This is a genomic window from Thauera sp. SWB20, from assembly GCF_000831325.1.
Lineage (GTDB): Bacteria > Pseudomonadota > Gammaproteobacteria > Burkholderiales > Rhodocyclaceae > Thauera > Thauera aminoaromatica.
Genome location: NZ_JTDM01000012.1, coordinates 46,077 through 64,716, shown reverse-complemented (window position 1 = coordinate 64,716; position 18,640 = coordinate 46,077). Strand labels below are relative to the sequence as shown.

18 protein-coding genes are annotated in these 18,640 nt (G+C 69.6%); 12 read left to right on the top strand and 6 right to left on the bottom strand.

The genetic code is table 11. The annotated features are described in order from the left end of the window. Positions 1 to 12 precede the first annotated feature (12 nt). The 7 genes from gatC (at position 13) to PO78_RS03055 (ending at position 6,880) form a co-directional block, all read left to right on the top strand. Positions 13 to 300 (top strand): Asp-tRNA(Asn)/Glu-tRNA(Gln) amidotransferase subunit GatC, encoded by a 288-nt coding sequence (gene gatC / locus PO78_RS03085; protein WP_004301676.1) that lies wholly within the window; start codon positions 13 to 15, stop codon positions 298 to 300. Between the two features lie 85 nt (positions 301 to 385). Next, on the top strand, positions 386 to 1,858 hold the full coding sequence (gatA, locus tag PO78_RS03080; protein WP_043741948.1) for an Asp-tRNA(Asn)/Glu-tRNA(Gln) amidotransferase subunit GatA: 1,473 nt from the start codon (positions 386 to 388) through the stop codon (positions 1,856 to 1,858). Between the two features lie 10 nt (positions 1,859 to 1,868). Then, positions 1,869 to 2,384 (top strand): hypothetical protein, encoded by a 516-nt coding sequence (locus PO78_RS03075; protein ID WP_004301672.1) that lies wholly within the window; start codon positions 1,869 to 1,871, stop codon positions 2,382 to 2,384. A gap of 37 nt (positions 2,385 to 2,421) precedes the next feature. Beyond that, entirely contained in the window at positions 2,422 to 3,882 is a 1,461-nt protein-coding gene (gene gatB, locus PO78_RS03070; protein ID WP_043741947.1) for an Asp-tRNA(Asn)/Glu-tRNA(Gln) amidotransferase subunit GatB, read from the top strand. Positions 3,883 to 3,915: 33 nt separating this feature from the next. Beyond that, the gene (locus PO78_RS03065) at positions 3,916 to 4,749 is read left to right on the top strand and encodes a class II glutamine amidotransferase (RefSeq protein ID WP_004301668.1); all 834 of its coding nucleotides are present in this window, start codon (positions 3,916 to 3,918) and stop codon (positions 4,747 to 4,749) included. Positions 4,750 to 4,826: 77 nt separating this feature from the next. Further along, positions 4,827 to 5,246 carry an HIT family protein gene (locus PO78_RS03060; protein WP_004301666.1) on the top strand — a complete coding sequence of 140 codons (420 nt, stop codon included), beginning with the start codon at positions 4,827 to 4,829 and terminating at the stop codon, positions 5,244 to 5,246. Positions 5,247 to 5,260: 14 nt separating this feature from the next. Then, entirely contained in the window at positions 5,261 to 6,880 is a 1,620-nt protein-coding gene (locus PO78_RS03055; RefSeq protein ID WP_004301661.1) for a hypothetical protein, read from the top strand. On the opposite strand, the gene phoR is transcribed toward PO78_RS03055, so the two are convergent. The 6 genes from phoR to PO78_RS03025 form a co-directional block, all read right to left on the bottom strand. Next, positions 6,867 to 8,183 carry a phosphate regulon sensor histidine kinase PhoR gene (gene phoR / locus PO78_RS03050; RefSeq protein WP_004301655.1) on the bottom strand — a complete coding sequence of 439 codons (1,317 nt, stop codon included), beginning with the start codon at positions 8,181 to 8,183 and terminating at the stop codon, positions 6,867 to 6,869. The two genes, PO78_RS03055 and phoR, sit on opposite strands and share 14 nt — an antisense overlap. Before the next feature lie 34 nt (positions 8,184 to 8,217). Further along, complete coding sequence (gene phoB / locus PO78_RS03045; protein WP_004301653.1) at positions 8,218 to 8,928, bottom strand: phosphate regulon transcriptional regulator PhoB; 711 nt, start codon at positions 8,926 to 8,928, stop codon at positions 8,218 to 8,220. Positions 8,929 to 9,160: 232 nt separating this feature from the next. After that, positions 9,161 to 10,135, bottom strand: a complete 975-nt coding sequence (gene hcrB / locus PO78_RS03040) for a 4-hydroxybenzoyl-CoA reductase subunit beta (RefSeq protein ID WP_004301651.1) — start codon at positions 10,133 to 10,135, stop codon at positions 9,161 to 9,163. Next, the gene (gene hcrA / locus PO78_RS03035; protein ID WP_004301650.1) at positions 10,132 to 12,441 is read right to left on the bottom strand and encodes a 4-hydroxybenzoyl-CoA reductase subunit alpha; all 2,310 of its coding nucleotides are present in this window, start codon (positions 12,439 to 12,441) and stop codon (positions 10,132 to 10,134) included. The genes hcrB and hcrA overlap by 4 nt, the downstream gene beginning before the upstream one ends. Further along, on the bottom strand, positions 12,438 to 12,923 hold the full coding sequence (gene hcrC / locus PO78_RS03030) for a 4-hydroxybenzoyl-CoA reductase subunit gamma (protein WP_004301648.1): 486 nt from the start codon (positions 12,921 to 12,923) through the stop codon (positions 12,438 to 12,440). The genes hcrA and hcrC overlap by 4 nt, the downstream gene beginning before the upstream one ends. Next, positions 12,920 to 13,375: a MarR family winged helix-turn-helix transcriptional regulator gene (locus tag PO78_RS03025; RefSeq protein ID WP_004301646.1), complete on the bottom strand. Its 456-nt coding sequence runs from the start codon at positions 13,373 to 13,375 to the stop codon at positions 12,920 to 12,922. Before PO78_RS03025 ends, hcrC begins: the two co-directional genes overlap by 4 nt. 174 nt (positions 13,376 to 13,549) lie before the next feature. Here PO78_RS03025 and cobS point away from each other — a divergent pair, with 174 nt between their 5' ends. From cobS to PO78_RS03000, 5 genes are read left to right on the top strand one after another with little or no spacing between them, the layout of a single operon-like run. Beyond that, entirely contained in the window at positions 13,550 to 14,542 is a 993-nt protein-coding gene (cobS, locus tag PO78_RS03020; protein ID WP_012584304.1) for a cobaltochelatase subunit CobS, read from the top strand. Between the two features lie 10 nt (positions 14,543 to 14,552). Further along, positions 14,553 to 16,421, top strand: a complete 1,869-nt coding sequence (locus PO78_RS03015; RefSeq protein ID WP_004301642.1) for a cobaltochelatase CobT-related protein — start codon at positions 14,553 to 14,555, stop codon at positions 16,419 to 16,421. 39 nt (positions 16,422 to 16,460) lie between these two features. After that, positions 16,461 to 16,883, top strand: coding sequence for a gamma-butyrobetaine hydroxylase-like domain-containing protein (locus PO78_RS03010; protein WP_004301640.1), 423 nt, complete (start codon positions 16,461 to 16,463; stop codon positions 16,881 to 16,883). 7 nt (positions 16,884 to 16,890) lie between these two features. Beyond that, a complete protein-coding gene (ubiE, locus tag PO78_RS03005) occupies positions 16,891 to 17,628 on the top strand; it encodes a bifunctional demethylmenaquinone methyltransferase/2-methoxy-6-polyprenyl-1,4-benzoquinol methylase UbiE (RefSeq protein ID WP_004301638.1) in 738 nt (245 codons plus the stop codon). An 18-nt stretch (positions 17,629 to 17,646) separates the two neighbouring features. Continuing rightward, positions 17,647 to 18,531 carry a Tim44 domain-containing protein gene (locus tag PO78_RS03000; RefSeq protein WP_004301637.1) on the top strand — a complete coding sequence of 295 codons (885 nt, stop codon included), beginning with the start codon at positions 17,647 to 17,649 and terminating at the stop codon, positions 18,529 to 18,531. The last annotated feature ends 109 nt before the right edge of the window (positions 18,532 to 18,640 follow it).

The window sequence follows — 18,640 nt, the reverse complement described above, 5'->3', positions numbered from 1 at the left end:
TTTTGTTACGCCATGTCGCTCTCCAATGACCAGGTCGGGCACATCGCCCGCCTCGCGCGCATCGCGCTTTCCGACACGGAACTCGAAGCCACGCGCGCCAAGCTCGACGGAATCTTCGGCCTCATCGAGCAGATGCAGGCGGTCGACACCACCGGCGTGGAGCCGATGAGCCACCCGCAGGAGTTTCCCACCCGCCTGCGTCCCGACGTCGTCACCGAGACCGACCGCCGCGACGCCTTCCAGAAGGTCGCGCCGCAAACCGAGGCCGGCCTCTACCTGGTGCCGAAAGTCATCGAATGATCCGCTCCGCGGCCACCGTTCCCGTCGCTGCGCCCGCGCCCGTCCGCCCGGAGCGCGCCGCTGCGCCAACCTGCCCGACCGTAAAATGATCAACGCTTCCCTCCCGGAACTGCGCCGCGCGCTCGACGCCCGGCAGATCTCCGCCGTCGAACTCGCGGGCCTGTTCCTCGACCGCATCGACGCGCTCAACCCCGCGCTCAACGCCTTCATCACCGTCGACCGCGAGGGCGCGCTCGCCGCCGCGCGCGCTGCCGACGCGCGCATCGCTGCCGGCAGCGCCGGGCCGCTCACCGGCATCCCGCTCGCGCACAAGGACGTGTTCTGCACCGAGGGCGTGCTCACCACCTGCGGCTCGAAGATGCTGGCCAACTTCGTCAGCCCCTACGACGCCCACGTGGTGAGCCTGCTCGAGGCCGCCGGCGCGGTAAGCCTGGGCAAGGCCAACATGGACGAGTTCGCCATGGGCTCGTCGAACGAGAGCTCGTACTTCGGCGCGGTGAAGAACCCGTGGAACCTCGGGCGCATCCCCGGCGGCTCGTCCGGCGGCTCGGCCGCCGCAGTGGCGGCGCGCCTGGCGCCGATCGCCACCGGCACCGACACCGGCGGCTCGGTGCGCCAGCCCGCAGCCTACTGCGGCATCACCGGCATCAAGCCCACCTACGGCCTGGTGAGCCGCTACGGCATGATCGCCTACGCCTCCTCGCTCGACCAGGGCGGCGCCTTCGGCGCCAGCGCCGAGGACTGCGCGCTGCTGCTCGGGGCGATGACCGGCTTCGACGCGCGCGACTCCACCAGCCTGGAGCGCCCGACCGAGGACTACGCCGCCGCGCTCGCCGGCCCCGCTTGCGCCCGCCCGCTCGAAGGCCTGCGCATCGGCCTGCCGCGCGAGTTCTTCGCCGAGGGCATGTCCGACGACGTGCGCGCCGCGGTCGAGGCGGCGGTCGAGCAGTACCGCGTGCTCGGCGCCACCACGGTCGAGGTCTCGCTGCCCAACGCGAAGCTGGCGATCCCGGCCTACTACGTGATCGCGCCGGCGGAATGCTCGAGCAACCTCAGTCGCTTCGATGGCGTGCGCTACGGTCACCGCGCCGCCGACTACGGCGACCTCGCCGACATGTACGCGAAGAGCCGCGCCGAGGGCTTCGGCGCCGAAGTCAAGCGCCGCATGCTGGTCGGCACCTACGTGCTCTCGCACGGCTACTACGATGCCTACTACCTGCAGGCGCAGCGCCTGCGCCGCCTGATCGCGCAGGACTTCCAGGCCGCGCTGCAACACTGCGACCTGATCGCCGGACCGACCACGCCGACCACGGCCTGGACGCTCGGCGAGAAGGCCGACGACCCGGTGCAGATGTACCTGTCCGACATCTACACCATCGCGGTGAACCTCGCCGGCCTGCCCGGACTGTCGCACCCGGTGGGCTTCGGCGCCGACGGCCTGCCGGTGGGCCTGCAGCTGATCGGCGATTATTTCGCCGAATCCCGCCTGCTGCACGCCGCACACCGCTTCCAGCACGCCACCGACTGGCACGCGCGCCGGCCGGCGTGCGCCGCGTGAGTTCCACGCAGTGAGCGCCCTGTCCCGCCCGACGCTGCGCCCGCTCCACGGCCGCCTCGCCGCACTGGCGGCGGCGGTGCTGCTGTCGGCCTGCGCGTTGCCGGTGCTGCCGCCTTCCGACGCGCCGATCAGCGACGAGGTGCTGGCCAGCCCGAGCTCGGCCGGCAAGCACCTGCGCCCGATGCCGTGGCGGCCGCTCGACGTGCGCGCCGACTGCCGCTTCCGCGACGAGGCCGGCTACACCACGCGCATCACGCTCGACATCGCGCAGTCCAAGGTCAACGCCTTCAACGCCGACGTCGACATCCCGCGCCGCGGCAGTTGCAGCTTCCACGGCCCATTCACGCAGACGCGCGAGAAGCCGAGCGTGCAGCTGCGCGCGCCCGACGGCTGCACGGTGGACATCTTCGAGCAGGGCAAGGCCGTCACCGTCGGCTTCGCCAACTGCGCCAGCCGCTGCACCCGCGGCGCCTCCGATTACCTGTGGCCGATCCTCGTCGATCGGACCAACGGCCAGTGCCACTGACCCCGGTGGCCGGCTGCACGCAACACGAGAACACACCATGAGCCGATCCGATTGGGAAGTCGTCATCGGGCTGGAAGTCCACGCCCAGCTCAACACCGCCAGCAAGATCTTTTCCGGCGCCAGCACCGCCTTCGGCGCCGAGCCCAACCGCCAGGCGAGCGCGGTGGACATCGCCCTACCCGGCGTGCTGCCGGTGCTCAACCGCGGCGCGGTCGAGCGCGCGATCCGCTTCGGGCTGGCGATCGGCGCCCACGTGGCGGAAAAGAGCGTGTTCGCGCGCAAGAACTACTTCTACCCCGACCTCCCCAAGGGCTACCAGATCAGCCAGATGGACCTGCCGGTGGTAGTCGGCGGCACGATCACCATCCGCGTCGGCGAGGGCGAGTCGGCGTATGAGAAGACCGTGCGCCTGACCCGCGCCCACCTCGAGGAAGACGCGGGCAAGAGCCTGCACGAGGACTTCCATGGCATGACCGGCATCGACCTCAACCGCGCCGGCACGCCGCTGCTCGAGATCGTCTCCGAGCCCGACATGCGCTCGTCCGCCGAGGCCGTGGCCTATGCGCGCGCGCTGCACGCGCTGGTGCGCTGGATCGACATCTGCGACGGCAACATGCAGGAAGGCTCGTTCCGCTGCGACGCCAACGTCTCGGTGCGCAGGAAGGGCGCGACCGAGTTCGGCACCCGGCGCGAGATCAAGAACCTCAACTCCTTCCGCTTCCTGCAGCAGGCGATCGACTACGAGGTGCAGTGGCAGATCGACACCCTCGAGGACGGCGGCCGCATCGAGCAGGCCACCGTGCTGTTCGACCCCGACACGGGCGAGACGCGCATGATGCGCAGCAAGGAAGACGCCCACGACTACCGCTACTTCCCCGACCCCGATCTGCTGCCGCTGATGATTTCGCCCGAATGGAAGGCGCGCGTGCAGGCGGAGATGCCCGAGCTGCCCGGGGCGATGAAGGCGCGCTTCATGGACGACTGGGGGCTGTCGGCCTACGACGCGACCACGCTCACCGCCTCCAAGGAAGTCGCCGACTTCTACCAGGCCACGGTGTCGGCGGCCGGGGCCGCGCTCGCCAAGCCTTGCGCCAACTGGGTCATGGGCGAACTCGCCGCCCGCCTCAACAAGGCCGAGCTCGACGTCGCCGCCTCGCCGGTGTCGCCGGCGCAGCTCGCCGGCCTGGTGGCGCGCATCGCCGACAACACCATCTCCAACGCCATCGCCAGGAAGGTGTTCGAGGCGCTGTGGAACGGCGAGGGTGCGACGGCGGACGAAGTCATCGACAAGCAAGGCCTCAGGCAGGTGACGGACACCGGCGCGATCGAGGCCATGATCGACGAGGTGCTGGCGGCCAACCAGAAATCGGTGGAGGAATTCCGCGCCGGCAAGGAGAAGGCCTTCAACGCCCTGGTCGGCCAGGTCATGAAGGCGAGCAAGGGCAAGGCCGGCCCTGCCCAGGTCAACGCGCTGCTGAGGAAGAAGCTCGGCGCCTGAGCGGGGAAGCGGCCGCGAACGGAGGGTTTCACGATGTGTCAGTTGCTGGGCATGAACTGCAACGTGCCGACCGACATCTGTTTCTCGTTCGCGGGCTTCCGCGCGCGCGGCGGGCTCACCGACCACCACCGCGACGGCTGGGGGATCGCCTTCTTCGAGGGCCGCGGCGTGCGCGTCTTCCTCGACCCGGCGCCGAGCGCGCATTCGCCGGTGGCGGAGCTGGTGAATCGCTACCCGATCCGCTCGCTCAACGTCATCGCCCACATCCGCAAGGCCACCCAGGGCGAGATCCGGCTCGAGAACACCCACCCCTTCCAGCGCGAGCTGTGGGGACGCTACTGGATCTTCGCCCACAACGGCAACCTGAAGGACTTCGCGCCGCCGCTCTCGGGGCGCTTTCTGCCGGTCGGCAGCACCGACTCGGAGCTCGCCTTCTGCCACATCCTCGACACGCTGGCCGCGCGCTTTCCCGCGGGCAAGCCTGCGCCCGCGGAACTGCACGCGGCGCTGCGCGAGCTCGCGCGCGAGATCGGCAGCCGCGGCGAGTTCAACTTCCTGCTCTCGGACGGCGACTGGCTGTTCGCGCACTGCTCGTCGCGCTTGTGCTACATCGTCCGGCGCGCGCCCTTCGCCGAGGCCCACCTGGCCGACGAGGACCTCACGGTGGATTTCCGCCGCCTCACCGGTCCGCAGGACCGCGTCGCGGTGATCGCCACCACGCCGCTCACCGATAACGAGCACTGGACGCAAATCGCGCCGGGCAACCTGGTCGCCTTCCGCGACGGCGACACGATCGCGCTCGGGGAAACCGCCACCGTGGCGCAGGATTACCCGCGCCGGGGCATCGACAAGGCTCCGAGTGCGTAACAGTTCCTCGCCCGCCCGCAGCGTCGGGCCTAGATTGAAAATCCGTCGAACCCTCCGCAGCCGACCGAGAAACCCTCATGGATTGCCCCCTGTGCGCCCTGCCGTCCGAACTCGTCCTCTGGGAAGACGAGCGCTGCCGCGTCATCCGCGTCGATGACGCCGCCCACCCGGGCTTCTGCCGGGTGGTGTGGGGCGAGCACGTCGGCGAGATGACCGACCTCTCGCCGGCCGATCGCCGTCATCTTCTGGATGTGGTGATGGCCACCGAGGCGGCGCTGCGCAATCTGCTCGACCCGGACAAGATCAACCTGGCCAGCTTCGGCAACATGGTGCCGCACCTGCACTGGCACGTGATCCCGCGCTACCGCGACGACCGCCACTTCCCCGAGTCGGTGTGGGGCGCACCGCAGCGCGACGGCGTGATCCACCCCGCCGCCGACGCGGTCGCCCTCGCACGCGCGATCGACGGCGCGCTGCACCCGAGCGGACCGGACTGAGGACGCGCGAAGCCATGGACTACAGCCAGCCCGCGGTCTGCCTCGCCCTGCTGCAGAAGCTGCACCCGACCGATTTCCGCGCCACGCATGCCAGCCTGGGTCGCATCGTCAACGGCCTGCTGGAGGCCTCCCCGGCGCCCAACCAGCACCTCGAGGTGCTGGAGGCCGCGCGCGAGACGCTCGCCTTCGTGCAGGGCGAGATGGCGCACGCTTATGCGATCCACCCGCAACCTCCGGCGCGCAACCAGGAGGGCGGCGCGCTCGAGCGCGTGGTCTCGCTGTGGAAGGCGGTGGCGCGCTCCTACGCACGCATCGCCGACGCCGACGCGCGCGAAGGCACGCTCGAGGACCAGCGTGCGCTGCTCGCCCAGCGCCGGGTGTTCTACGAGGGCCTCGTGCTGGTCGAGTATTACCGCGCCCACCTCGAGTTGCCGCAAGGGTTGTGGCGGGCGGTGCATGTCGCCTACAACGATGCCGTGCGCAACGGACTCGCACAGGTACGCGTGACCGACCCGCTCAACGAGGTCTGGCGTGCACAGAGTGCCCAGGAAGCCTACGTCGCCACCCTGCTCGCCGAGCTCGCCAACCCCTATGGCCGCGGCGAGCGCGAACTGAACTGGGTCGTGCGCTGGGCGCAGCGCTTTGCGCCCTATTGCACGCTCGACACCGGCATCGAGGGACACAAGCCCAGCACCTACGGCATCGACACCGACGGCGACAGCGGCCTGCGCCCCCTTGGGCTGCTCGCGCGCACGCCTACCGTGCTGCGCTTCGACGGCAGCGGGCTCGCCACCCAGATCCAGGCCGTCCTCGCGCAGTTCAAGCGTGGTGTCACGCCCGCCTCGCTCGGGCTCGGCAACGACTGCTCGGCCAGTTCCAGCGCGCGCCTGCTGCTGTCGCTCTACCGCCCGTGGGGACTGGCGGCTTCCGGGCGGCGCTTCCCGCGCCGGCAGAAAGCCGGAGCGATCGACTTCACCGGCGACTGGCTCGCGATCGGCTACGCGATCAAGGGCGAGCTCTTCCAGCAACCCGTCGGCGAGCAACGGGCGCGCGCCTTCCGCGACGACATCTCCCTGCTCACCTTCGGCGAGCGCGTGGCCACGGTCGATGGCAGCACCTCGGAGAGCCGGCGACGCGAGGCGCAGGCCGCGGACCTGGGCATGGAGTGCGAGCGCTGGGAACTGATGGACCAGTCGGTGGGCGGCTTCCGCCTGCGCCGCAGCGGCAACGGGGCGCGCCTGGACCACCACCAGCTCGTCGGCATCCGCCCGCCCGACGCCGATCAGCTGCTGATCGCCGATCTGAGCTGGCTGATGTACCGCACCGACGGCACGCTGGAAGTCGGCGTCAACGTGCTGCCCGGCGTACCGCGGGTGGTCGGGGTGCGGCGCACGGCTGCACGCACGGGAGCGCGCGAACCCTTCCACCAGGCCTTCGTGCTGCCGCCCTCGCCCGCGCTCAAGACCGCAGGCGCGCTCGTGCTGCCGCCCGCCTGGTTCAAGAAGGACCGCATCGTCGAGGTACGGGACGGCGAGGAGCGTCAGCAGGTGCGCCTGCTCAAGGTGCTGATGCGTGGCGCGAACTTCGACCAGTGCAGCTTCGTGCCGGTCGAGCAGGAAGTCAGGCCGGCCTGACCCGTGCCGGCGTGAAGCGCAGCGTGAAGCGGCTGCCCCGCCCCGGTTCGCTCTCGATGGCGAGTTCGCCCTGGTGGCGCGTGGTGACGTGCTTGACGATCGCCAGCCCCAGCCCTGTGCCCCCGGTCTCGCGCGACCGCCCGCGATCCACCCGGTAAAAGCGTTCGGTCAGGCGCGGGATGTGCGCCGAGTCGATGCCGATGCCGTCGTCCGCGACCCAGAATTCGCCACCACCCGCACCGCTGCGCCAGCCGATCTCGATGTGGCCGCCGGCCGGCGTGTAGCGCACCGCGTTGCTGGCCAGGTTGGAGAAGGCGCTGCGCAATTCCTTGTGGCTGCCGAGGAGTTCGCCGCCACCCTCGAGCACCAGGCGCACCTCGTGACGGCCCGCGGAGAGCAGTTCGCAATCGCGCACGACGTCGCGCACCAGCGCCTGGGCATCCACCTGCTCTTCCGCCGGCGCGGGCGCCCCGGTCTCGAGCGCCGACAAGGTCAGCAACTCCTCGATCAGGCGCTGCATGCGCGAGGACTGTTCGCTGGCGAGGCTCAGGTACTGCAGCACCTCGTCGCGCCCGAAGTCGTCGAGGCCGTCGATCAGGGTCTCGAGGAAGCCGCAGACCACGGTCAGCGGGGTCCGCAGCTCGTGCGACACGTTGGAGACGAAGTCGCGCCGCATGGTCTCCAGGCGCTCGAGCTGGGAGACGTCGCGCGACAGCACCATGCGCCGGTTGCCAGCGAAGCCGATGACCTGCACCTGCAGGCTGCGCTCGCGCCGGCGCAGCGAGCGCATCACCAGCGGTTCGGCATACTCGCGCCCGGCAAGGTAGCGGACGAACTCGGGCTGGCGCACCAGGCCGGGCAAGGCCATGCGCAGGTCCTTGCGGCGGTCGAGGTCGAAGTGCTGCTCGGCCATCGGATTCATCCACTCGATGGTGTCGTCCTCGGCGAGGTAGATCACGCCGTCGGGCATGGCCAGCGCGGCTTGCTGGAAGCGGCCGAGTTCGGCCGAGAGGCGCTCCTTGACCTCGCACTCGCTCTGCATGCGGTCGCCGATCTCGGCGAAGATCCGCCCCCACAGGCCCTCGACCTGCGGCACCGGGGTGCCCACCGGCTGGCGCGCCCAGATGACGAGCTGGCGCAGGTTGTGCACCAGCATGATCGTCCAGCCGACCAGCCCGACCACCAGCAGGGCGAGTGCGGCATCGCTGCCGCGGTAGGCGGCGGCCAGGGCCGCCAGGACCATCAGCGTCCCCAGCGGCAGGACGATGACGAGGGCGACGTAGCTGAGCGGGCGGCGGATCACTGGGAGCGGATCACGGGACGGATCGGGGGTGCGCTCAGGAGGCGGCCGCGGCTTGCGCGGTGTGCACCGAAAAACGATAGCCGCTGCCGCGCACGGTCTGGATCAGCGCGTCGTGCGCGCTGGGTTCGAGCGCGCAGCGCAGGCGGCGGATGTGCACATCCACCGTGCGCTCCTCGACGAAGACATGGTCTCCCCACACCTGGTCGAGCAGCTGCGCACGCGAATGCACGCGCTCGGGATGGGTCATGAGGAAATGCAGCAGGCGGAACTCGGTCGGTCCGAGCGCGAGCGCGGTCTCGCCCGCGCTGACACGGTGGGTGGCGGGGTCCAGGCGCAGGCCGCCGAGCTCGACCACGTCCTCGGTGGTCTGCGGCGCACGCCGGCGCAGCACCGCCTTGATGCGCGCGACCAGCTCGCGCGGGCTGAAGGGCTTGGTGACGTAGTCGTCGGCACCGACCTCGAGCGCGGTGACCTTGTCCTGCTCCTCGCCGCGCGCGGTCAGCATGATGATCGGGATGTCGCGGGTGCGCTCGTCGGCACGCAGCCGGCGGGCGAATTCGACGCCCGAGGCGCCGGGCAGCATCCAGTCCAGCAGCACCAGATCGGGCAGCGCCTCGCGCACGATGCGTTGCGCGCTCTCGGCGTCGTTGGCGCGCACCACGTGGTGGCCGGCGCGGGCGAGGTTGGCCGCGATCAGCTCCTGGATCGCCGGCTCGTCTTCCACGAGCAATATGTTCGCTGGCATGCCTGTGCTCCCTGAAAAATGCCCGTGAAGTGTATTGCAGCTCCTTGAAGCTTTGATGACACGTCATCGAAGCGCAATGCACAATCCCCGCGCGCCTCCGTCCAGGCCGGACAAGAGGCGTGCGGGGCGGGCGAAGCGCGCCATCGTGGGGCGCCACGCGGGCAGGATGCTTGCGGTCGCCCCCTCGCAGAGGGCGCGGCACAGGGCGAACGGAACACCAGGCTACAAGGATTCAGCCTCCCTGCCAGAGCGCGTCGACCGTCCGCGGCGCCAGCGCCAGCAGCACCCGGCGCCGATAGCCGACGCCGGTGACGGTGGTCTTGAGCACGTTCGAGGTCTTGCGCACCAGCTGGGACAGGGTCTCGGCGGCGGCGGCATCCCAGCGCCCTCCCACGAGCTCGTCCGTGGGCACGCGCAGCGGGGCGGAGTTGGTGCCGGTAATCGCTACCTTCAGGCCGGCGACCCGGTCTCCGTCACGGCGCAGGGCGACGGCGACCCCCGCGAGCGGAAAATCGACGGCGTCGCGGATGCGTGCCTTGGCGTAGACGGTCCTCCAGCCGCTGGCGGGGGGAACCTCCACGGCCACGACCAGTTCGCCCCGTCCGAGGCTCAGGTGCCCCGCCCCGTCTTCGCGGAACAATTCCTCCACCGCGAGGCTGCGCCTGCCCGCGGGCCCCGCGATCTCGACACGCGCGCCCAGCACCATCAGCGCCGGGGCGACGTCGCCGTGGTAGGTGGCGTAGCAGCGATCGTTCTTGACGATGACGTGGCACTTGTCGCCCTGGTACTTGAGGCAGTAGCCGTTGCCGGCACGCCACCACTCGCTCTGGTTGTAGAAGATGCAGCGCGTGTCCTGGCACAGGTTGCCGCCCAAAGTGGCCGCGGCGCGGTGGGTCGGACCCGCGACCGCCGCGGCCGCCTCGGCCAGTGCCGGCCAGGCGTTGCGGACGAGCCCGTGCTCGGCGATGGCCTCCAGCGTGGCGCCGGCACCGATGCGCAGGCTGCCGTCGGCGAGGATGGAGATCGTCTCCAGGCCCCCGATTCCGGTCAGATCCACCAGCACGGCGGGCTGTCCCAGGCCGCGACGAAGATTGGGCAGCAGGTCGGTGCCGGCAGCCAGGGGAACGGCCCCGTCGGCGGCCAGCGCACTGACCGCGTCGGCCAGGGTGGCGGGGCGATGGGTGCGGAAATCGGCGAGGATGTTCATGCTGCGGCTTCCTTGGCGTCGAGCAGTTCGGTGATGCGGTCGGGGCTGAGCGGGAATTCGGTGGCGCGCACGCCGACCGCTTCGTATACCGCCTCCTGGACGGCGGGGAGGAAGCCGGCCAGCATGCCTTCCGAGGCTTCCTTGGCGCCGAACGGGCCGTTGGGGTCGAGGCTCTCGACGATGATCACCTCGATGTCGGGGCTCTCCATCATGGTTGGGACGCGGTAATCCAGGATGTTGCCATGCAGCATCCTGCCCTTGTCATAGACGATCTCTTCCGACAGCGCCTGGCCCATGCCCATCCACACGCCGCCTTGCGTCTGCCCTTCCACCGCGAGCGGGTTGAGCGCCTTGCCCACATCGACCGCCACCCACACCTTGTGCGCGGTGACCTTGCCGGTGATCTCGTCCACCGAGGCCTCGACCACCTGGGCGGCGTAGCAGAAGCCCATGGTGGCGCCGATCGCGCTGCCGCGGATGCGCTTGTCGCCCTGGAACTCGGTCGGGCAGGTGAAGGTGCCCTTCACGGTGATGGTGCCGGAGTCGACCATCGCGGCCTTGACCACCTCCTGGAAGGTAAGCCCGGGGTCCTGGCTGCCCGACACCATGAACAGCTCGTCGATGACCTCGATGTCTTCCTCGCGGGCGTCGAGCTTCTTCGCCGCCGCCTTGACCAGGATGCCCTTGAGCTCCTCGGCGGCGGAGATCGACGCGTTGCCGACCATGAAGGTGACGCGCGAGGAATACGAGCCGTTGTCCTTGGGCGTCAGCGCGCTGTCGGCGGAGATCACCCGGATACGGTCGAGGCGCACGCCCAGGACCTCGGCGGCCACCTGCGAGGCCATGGTGTTGGAGCCCTGGCCGATGTCGGCTGCGCCGGTCAGCAGGGTGATGCCGCCGTCGAAGTCGAGCTTGAGGTTGACCGTGGCGTGGGGTTCGCCCGTCCAGTGCTTGGGCGTCGAGGTCCCCGACACGAAATGCGACAGCGCGATGCCGAGGCCGCGCCCCTTGGGCAGCCTGCCCTTGCGTTCCTCCCAGCCCGAGGCGGCCTTGACCTTCTCGAGGCACTCCGGCACGCCATAGCTCATCACCCGCTGGGCGTACATGGTGACGTAGGGGATCTCCGGCAGCATGTTGATCTGGCGGATGCGCAGCGAGTCGATGCCGAGCTCCTCGGCCATCTCGGTCAGCAGCGCCTCGAAGGCGGCGCGGGTGTCCACGGTGCCGTGGCCGCGCATCGCGCCGCTCGGCGGCAGGTTGGTGTACACGCGCCAGGCGTCGTGCTTGATCGCCGGGATGTGGTAGAGCCCGTGCATCAGCGCGCCGCTGTAGAGGATGGTGATGATGCCGTAGCCGGCATACGCACCGCCGGCCTGGGTGGCCTCGAGCACGAGGGCGGCGATCTTGCCGTCCTTCTTGAGGCCGAGCTTCATCTTCACCTCGGTCCACGGTCGCCCGCGATGCGCGATGAAGGTTTCCTCGCGGGTCTGCATCAGGCGCACCGTGCCCCGGGCCTTGCGCGCGAGCAGCGCGGCGATGATCTCGAAGTGCAGGGTCTCGGTGCGGGCGCCGAAGCCCCCGCCCAGGAAGGGCTTGATCACGCGGATGCGGGCCGAGTCCATCTGCAGGCAGGCCGCCACCTTCAGGTGAACGTAGTAGGGCACCTGGGTGGTGGTGTTCAGCGTCAGCATGTCGCGCACCGGGTCGTACTCGGCCAGGGTGGCGTTGAGCTCCATGTGGACGTGGTTGACCCCGGCGAAGGTGTAGGTCTTCTCGCGGATCAGGTCGGCCTCGGCGAAGGCCGCGGCGACGTCGCCGAACTCGGCGTGCACCTCGCGCAGCACGTTGTCGGGCTTGTCGTCGTGGATCGCGACCGCCCCCGCCTTGCGCGCCGCCTTGGGGGTGAAATACGCGGGCAGGACCTCGTAGTCGACCCGGATCAGGCCGAGGGCCTTCTCCGCCGTCGCCTCGTCGATCGCGGCGACCGCTGCGACCGGATCGCCGCGATAGCGCACCTTCTCGCGCGCGAGCGGGTATTCGTTCTCGGCGATCGGCAGCACGCCGTAGGGCACCGGGGTCTCGGCACCGGTGCAGACCGCGAACACCCCCTCCAGCGCCTCGGCCGCCGCGGTGTCGATGGACAGGATGCGGGCGTGGGCGTGCGGCGAGCGCAGGATGCGTCCGACCAAGGCGCCGGGGGCGGCGATGTCCGCCGTGTATTTGGCCTTGCCGGTGACCTTCTCCACCCCGTCGACCAAGGGCGTGCGGGCGCCGACCGTGCCATTCCTGGGGAGCCTCGGGTTCATTTCGCCTCCTCCGCGCACAGCCGGGCCGCCGCCGCGGCCTCCACGGACTCGATGATCTTCACGTACCCGGTGCAGCGGCACAGATTGCCGGCCAGCGCCGTCTTGATCTCCTCGCGCGAGGGATCGGGGTTCTTGCGCAGCAAGGCTTCGGACGCCATCAGCATGCCCGGCGTGCAGAAGCCGCACTGGGTACCCAGCTTCTCGTGGAATGCGGCCTGCAGTTTCGAGAGCGTGCCGTGGGTCGACAGCGACTCGACGGTCTCGACCTTCCGGCCGGCGACCTGGTGGGCCAGGGTGGAACAGGCGAGGCGGGGGCGATCGTCCACCAGGACGGTGCAGGCGCCGCATTCGCCGCCATCGCAGCCCTGCTTGGTCCCGGTGAGGCCGACCGCTTCGCGCAGGTAATCCAGCAGCAGCATGTTGTCGGGGACGAGGTCCTCACGGAGACGCCCGTTGAGGGTCAGGCGAAGGATGTTCTTCAAGATTCGGCTCCTATTCCCGCGCGAGCGGTCGGGGTTTCACTGTCTGGTCGGTAAAGTCGGGTCAGCAGCGCGATCAGCGTGGCGCGCTCGGTGTCGTCGAGGCGCGCCGAGAAGACCCGGTCCTGGCGTATCACGGCGTCCTGGATACGCCGTAGCGCCCGCGCGCCGGTCGCCGTCATGTGCAGCCGGTACCGCCTGCGATCGGTCGGAGAGGCGTCACGGACGATCAAGCCTTTCCCCTCCAGCCGATCGACGACCTTGACGATCGAGGAGCGGTCGACATCCATCGCGACCGCCAGCGCGCTTTGGCTCAGCCCGGGGTTGTTGTCGATCGCCTGGAGCATGCCGTAGAGGCCGGGCGTGATCCCTTCCACCGCACCGACGGCATGGGCGAAGTGCTTGAACGCGGCAAGCTGCGCGCAGCGCAGGTGGAAGCCGAGTTCGTCGGCCATGGGACCATGGGAAACCACTGCCGGCTTGCCTGGGTTCGGATCATCCGGGGGCATGCTATTGGCGCCTCAAATTGTTTGTGTTCCAATTGTTGCTCCAACAAACTTTTTCTGCAACTGGATTGTTTGCCGATTCGCCAGGACCGCCCTTGCCTCCTCCACACCCGGGAGCCCTCGATGACCGAAATCCCGATGACAGCCGCAGGCCCTCTTCCGCCCCTGCCCGATACCGAATGTCCAGTGCGCGAGGCCTTCGGGCTGGACAGCGACATGAGGGTGCCGGCCTTCAGCCGGGGCAGCGAGCATGTGCCGCCACGCGACGACACCTACCGCTTCGATCCCGATACGACCTTGGCCATCCTGGCGGGCTTCGCCTTCAACCGGCGGGTGATGATCCAGGGCTATCACGGCACCGGAAAATCGACCCACATCGAGCAGGTCGCCGCACGCCTGAACTGGCCGTGCGTGCGCATCAACCTCGACAGCCACGTCAGCCGCATCGACCTGATCGGCAAGGACGCCATCGTGCTGCGCGACGGCAAGCAGGTGACCGAGTTCCGCGAGGGCATCCTGCCCTGGGCCCTGCAACATGCCTGCGCACTGGTCTTCGACGAATACGACGCCGGCCGGCCCGACGTGATGTTCGTGATCCAGCGCGTACTGGAGGTCGAGGGCAGGCTCACGCTGCTCGATCAGTCGCGGGTGATCCATCCGCATCCGGCGTTTCGCCTGTTCGCCACCGCCAACACCATCGGCCTGGGCGACACCACCGGGCTCTATCACGGCACCCAACAGATCAACCAGGCCCAGATGGACCGCTGGAACATCGTCGCGACCCTGAACTACCTCGACCACGATGCCGAGGTGGAGATCGTCGTCGCCAAGATGCCCGCATACGACACGAAAGCCGGACGCGCCCGCGTCGGCGCCATGGTGATGCTGGCCGGACTGACCCGCAGCGGCTTCATCGACGGCGACCTGTCGACGGTCATGTCGCCGCGCACGGTGCTGACCTGGGCCGAGAACGCGCTGATCTTCGCGGACCTTCGCTTCGCATTCCGGGTCAGCTTCCTGAACCGGTGCGACGAGATCGAGCGCGCGGTGGTGGCCGAGTACTACCAGCGCTGTTTCGGCGAGGAGCTGATCGATCCGCGCGCCGCCGCGGGCTGATCGCAGCCTCATGACAAGCGAACGCCCCCGCTCCCGGCCCCTGCGCGGAGTCGCGAACACGGCCGTCTTTCTGCGGGCGGTCGACAGCACCCTGCGTGCGATCGCCGGGTGCGCCGGCGGCGCGTCCGCCCCGTCCGGCGTCGACGGCATCGAAACCGCTGCACTGCCGCCCGCCCTGACGACGGCGGAGATCGTCCGCCTGCGCGGCGAGGCCGACGCGCAGGCCCTGCGCCTGCGCCATCACGACGAGCGCCTCCATGCCCTGCACGATCTGCAGGGCGAGCGCGCACGCGCGGCCTACGATGCGATCGCACAGGCACGCGTCGAGGCCTTGGGGGCGGGCCGGATGCCGGGCGTGGCGGCCAACATCGCCGCGCTCATCGAGCAGCGCTGCCGGGACAGGCGGCTCGACCGCGCGACCAGCCGGGAACAGGTTGCGCTCGCAGAGGCCCTGCACGTCCTCGCCCGCGAACGCTTCTGCGGCGCGCCTCCCCCGCCGGCGGCGCGGACCATGGCCGAGCTGTGGCGACCCTACTTCGACGCCCACGTCGGCCCGCGCCTCGACGGCCTACGCGAGCACCTGCGCGACGAACGCACGTTCGCCGCCGGATTGCATGAACTGATCGAGGCGCTCGACCTGGAAAACCCCACCAGCGAAGCCCGCGAGCCGCGCAAGCTGGCCCGCAGCGAGGGCGAATCCGGAGACGAGGACGCTGCGGAGCAGGCGCGGGCGGGCGGCGCGGCTGCGAGGGACGCGCAGCCCTCGCTCCGCCACGCCTCGTCCGGTCGGAACGAGGGCGGACGGGCAGCGCAGGCAGACTTGGCCGCCGCGCCGGCACGGACTGGCGCGGCAGGAGGGGACGCAGTCCGCGACGCCGCGTCTGCGCGGGGGCCCAGCGCGTCGTACCGTGCCTACACCACCGCCTTCGACCAGACCGTGGGCGCGGAAGAGCTCTGCGACGCGTCGGAACTGCACCCGCTGCGCGCCCGCCTGGACCGCGAGCTGATGCGTCTCCCGGAACTCGTCGGGCGACTCGCCAAGCGGTTGCAGCGACGCCTGCTGGCGAGCCAGCTGCGCGACTGGGCCTTCGATCTGGAGGAAGGCTGGCTCGATCCCGGGCGACTCGACCGCATCGTCGTCAGTCCCGATCATGGCCTGTCGTTCAGGATGGAGAAGGCTTCCGGCTTTCGCGATACCGTGGTCGGCGTGCTGATCGACAACTCCAGCTCGATGCGCGGCCGTCCGCTCGCCGTTGCGGCGATGAGCGCCGACATCCTCGCCCGTACGCTGGAGCGCTGCGGCATCAAGGTCGAGATCCTCGGCTTCACCACGCGCACCTGGAAGGGCGGCCGTGCCCGCGAGCAGTGGCGGCGCGAGGGCGAACCCGTCGCTCCGGGGCGGCTCGCCGAGCTGCGTCACATCGTATACAAGGCTGCGGACACGCCCTGGCGGCGTGCGCGCAAGAACCTGGGCCTGATGCTGCGTGACGGCATCCCCAAGGAGAACATCGACGGCGAAGCCCTGCTGTGGGCCCACCGCCGCCTCGTCGCCCGCCCCGAGCAGCGTCGCATCCTGGTCGTCGTGTCGGATGGCGCGCCTGCCGACGAGGCCACGCTTGCGGCCAACCCGGGCGATTATCTGGAACGTCACCTCCACGAGGTGATCGCCTGGATCGAGCGGCGCTCGCCCGTCGAGCTGCTTGCCATCGGCATCGGCCACGACGTGACCCGCCATTACCGCCGCGCGGTCACCCTGCGGGATGCCGACGCGCTCGGCGCAGCCCTGCTCGAGCAGCTCGCGCGGCTGTTCGACGAGCGGCCCCGAGCGCCCGCGGGAGCGAGGATGCGCCCGCGGGCCAGCGAAACGGCTCCCCGATGATTCGGGTATGATTGGGCCCCCTGCACGCGGACCGACGCCATGGCCGGACTCGACGAAAACACCCCGACGCCCACCGACATCATCGTCCATCGCGACCGCAAGACGCTCGAAGTCGCCTTCGACGACGGCAGCCGCTTCGAGCTGCCGTTCGAGTTCCTGCGCGTGTATTCCCCCTCGGCCGAGGTGCGCGGCCACGGCCCGGGACAGGAGACCCTGCAGCAGGGCAAGCGCGACGTCGACATCGTGGACCTCGCGCCGGTCGGCAACTATGCGATCAAGCCCACCTTCTCGGACGGCCACGACAGCGGCCTGTACTCCTGGGACTACCTGTTCGCGATCGGCCGCAACCAGGAAGAACTGTGGAACAACTATCTCGAGGCCCTCGAGCGTGCGGGCGGCACCCGCGACCCGTCCAAGGTCCCGCCCCCGCCGCCCAAGGGCGGCTGCGGCCACCATCACTGAGCAGATCATGAGCGACAAGACGACCCACTTCGGCTTCCAGACCGTGGCCGAGGAACAGAAGGAAAAGAAGGTCGCCGAGGTGTTTTCCTCGGTGGCGCAGAAGTACGACGTGATGAACGACCTCATGTCGTTCGGCCTGCATCGGCTGTGGAAGCACTTCACCATCCAGGTCTCCGATGTGCGCGAGGGCGACCGCGTACTCGACGTGGCAGGCGGCACCGCCGACCTTTCGCTCGCGTTCGCGAAGAAGGTCGGACGCAGCGGCCAGGTCTGGCTTACCGACATCAACCACGCGATGCTCGCTCGTGGCCGCGACCGCATGATCGACCACGGCTTCGCGATGCCGGCCGCGCAGTGCAACGGCGAGAAGCTGCCTTTCCCGGACGATTGGTTCGACTGCGTCACCGTGGCCTTCGGCCTGCGCAACATGACCCACAAGGACGTCGCACTCGCCGAGATGCGGCGCGTGCTGCGTCCGGGCGGACGCCTGCTGGTGCTCGAGTTCTCGCGCGTGTGGAAACCGCTGTCGCCGCTCTATGACCTATATTCCTTCAAGCTGCTGCCGTGGATGGGCCAGAAGGTCGCCAATGACGCGGACAGCTACCGCTACCTGGCCGAATCCATCCGCATGCATCCGGGCCAGGAAGAATTGAAGGCGATGATGGAACAAGCCGGCCTGTCGAGGGTCAATTACTTCAATCTCAGTGCGGGGGTGGTTGCCCTGCACCGCGGTTACAAGATCTGAACCAGGAGACCCCGACAGATGAAGCAGTTCTTCCTCACCCTGATCGTCGCCGTGATGTCTTTCGGCTTCGTCGCCACCGAAGCCGAAGCCAAGCGCCTCGGCGGTGGCAGCAGCTTCGGCATGCAGCGACAAGCCACGCCACCTGCGCAGCGCCAGCCCTCGGCAACCCAGCAGCAGGCGCCCGCCGCCGGTGCAGCCACCGCGGCTGCGCAGCCCAAACGTTCGTGGATGGGTCCGATCGCGGGCTTGGCCGCAGGTCTGGGCCTTGCCGCACTGTTCTCGGCCCTGGGCCTCGGCGAAGGCTTCGCCAACTTCGTCATGATCCTGCTCCTCGCCGCGGCGGCATTCTTCGTCTTCCGCCTGATCTTCCGGCGCGGAGCGAACGCGGCCGCGCAACAGCCCGCGCGCGACCTGCAGTACGCCGGCGCACCTGCAGGCGCCGCGCAACAGGCCCGTCCGCAGCAGTTCGAGGCCGGTCGTCCGCTGGCCGGCGGCAGTGTCTCCGCCCAGAGCGGCCTCGACAAGGCGCTCGCCAGCGGCTTCGATGCCGAAGGCTTCGCCCGCCAGGCCAAGCTCAACTTCATCCGCCTGCAGGCTGCCAACGACGCCGGCAACCTGGACGATCTGCGCGAGTTCACCACCCCCGAAGTGTTCGCCGAGCTGTGCATGCAGGTCAACGAGCGCAAGGGTGCCGGGCAGCGTACGGACGTGGTCGAGTTGAACGCCCAGGTGATCGACGTCGCCGAGGAGAACGATCGCTACGTCGTCAGCGTCCGCTTCAGCGGCCTGCTGCGCGAACAGGCCGAAGCCGCTCCGGAAGCCTTCGACGAGATCTGGCACCTGAGCAAGCCGCTCGCCGGCAGCGGCGGCTGGCTGATCGCGGGAATCCAGCAGTCGCAGTAAGCGATCGGGGTCACGAGCCTCGTGTCCCCCCGCTGCCGCGGGCCTGCCCGTGTCTCCCCGGAGGCATCGGCAGGCCCGCGGCATTTTCGGCGCCCCGCCCGCGACAGGA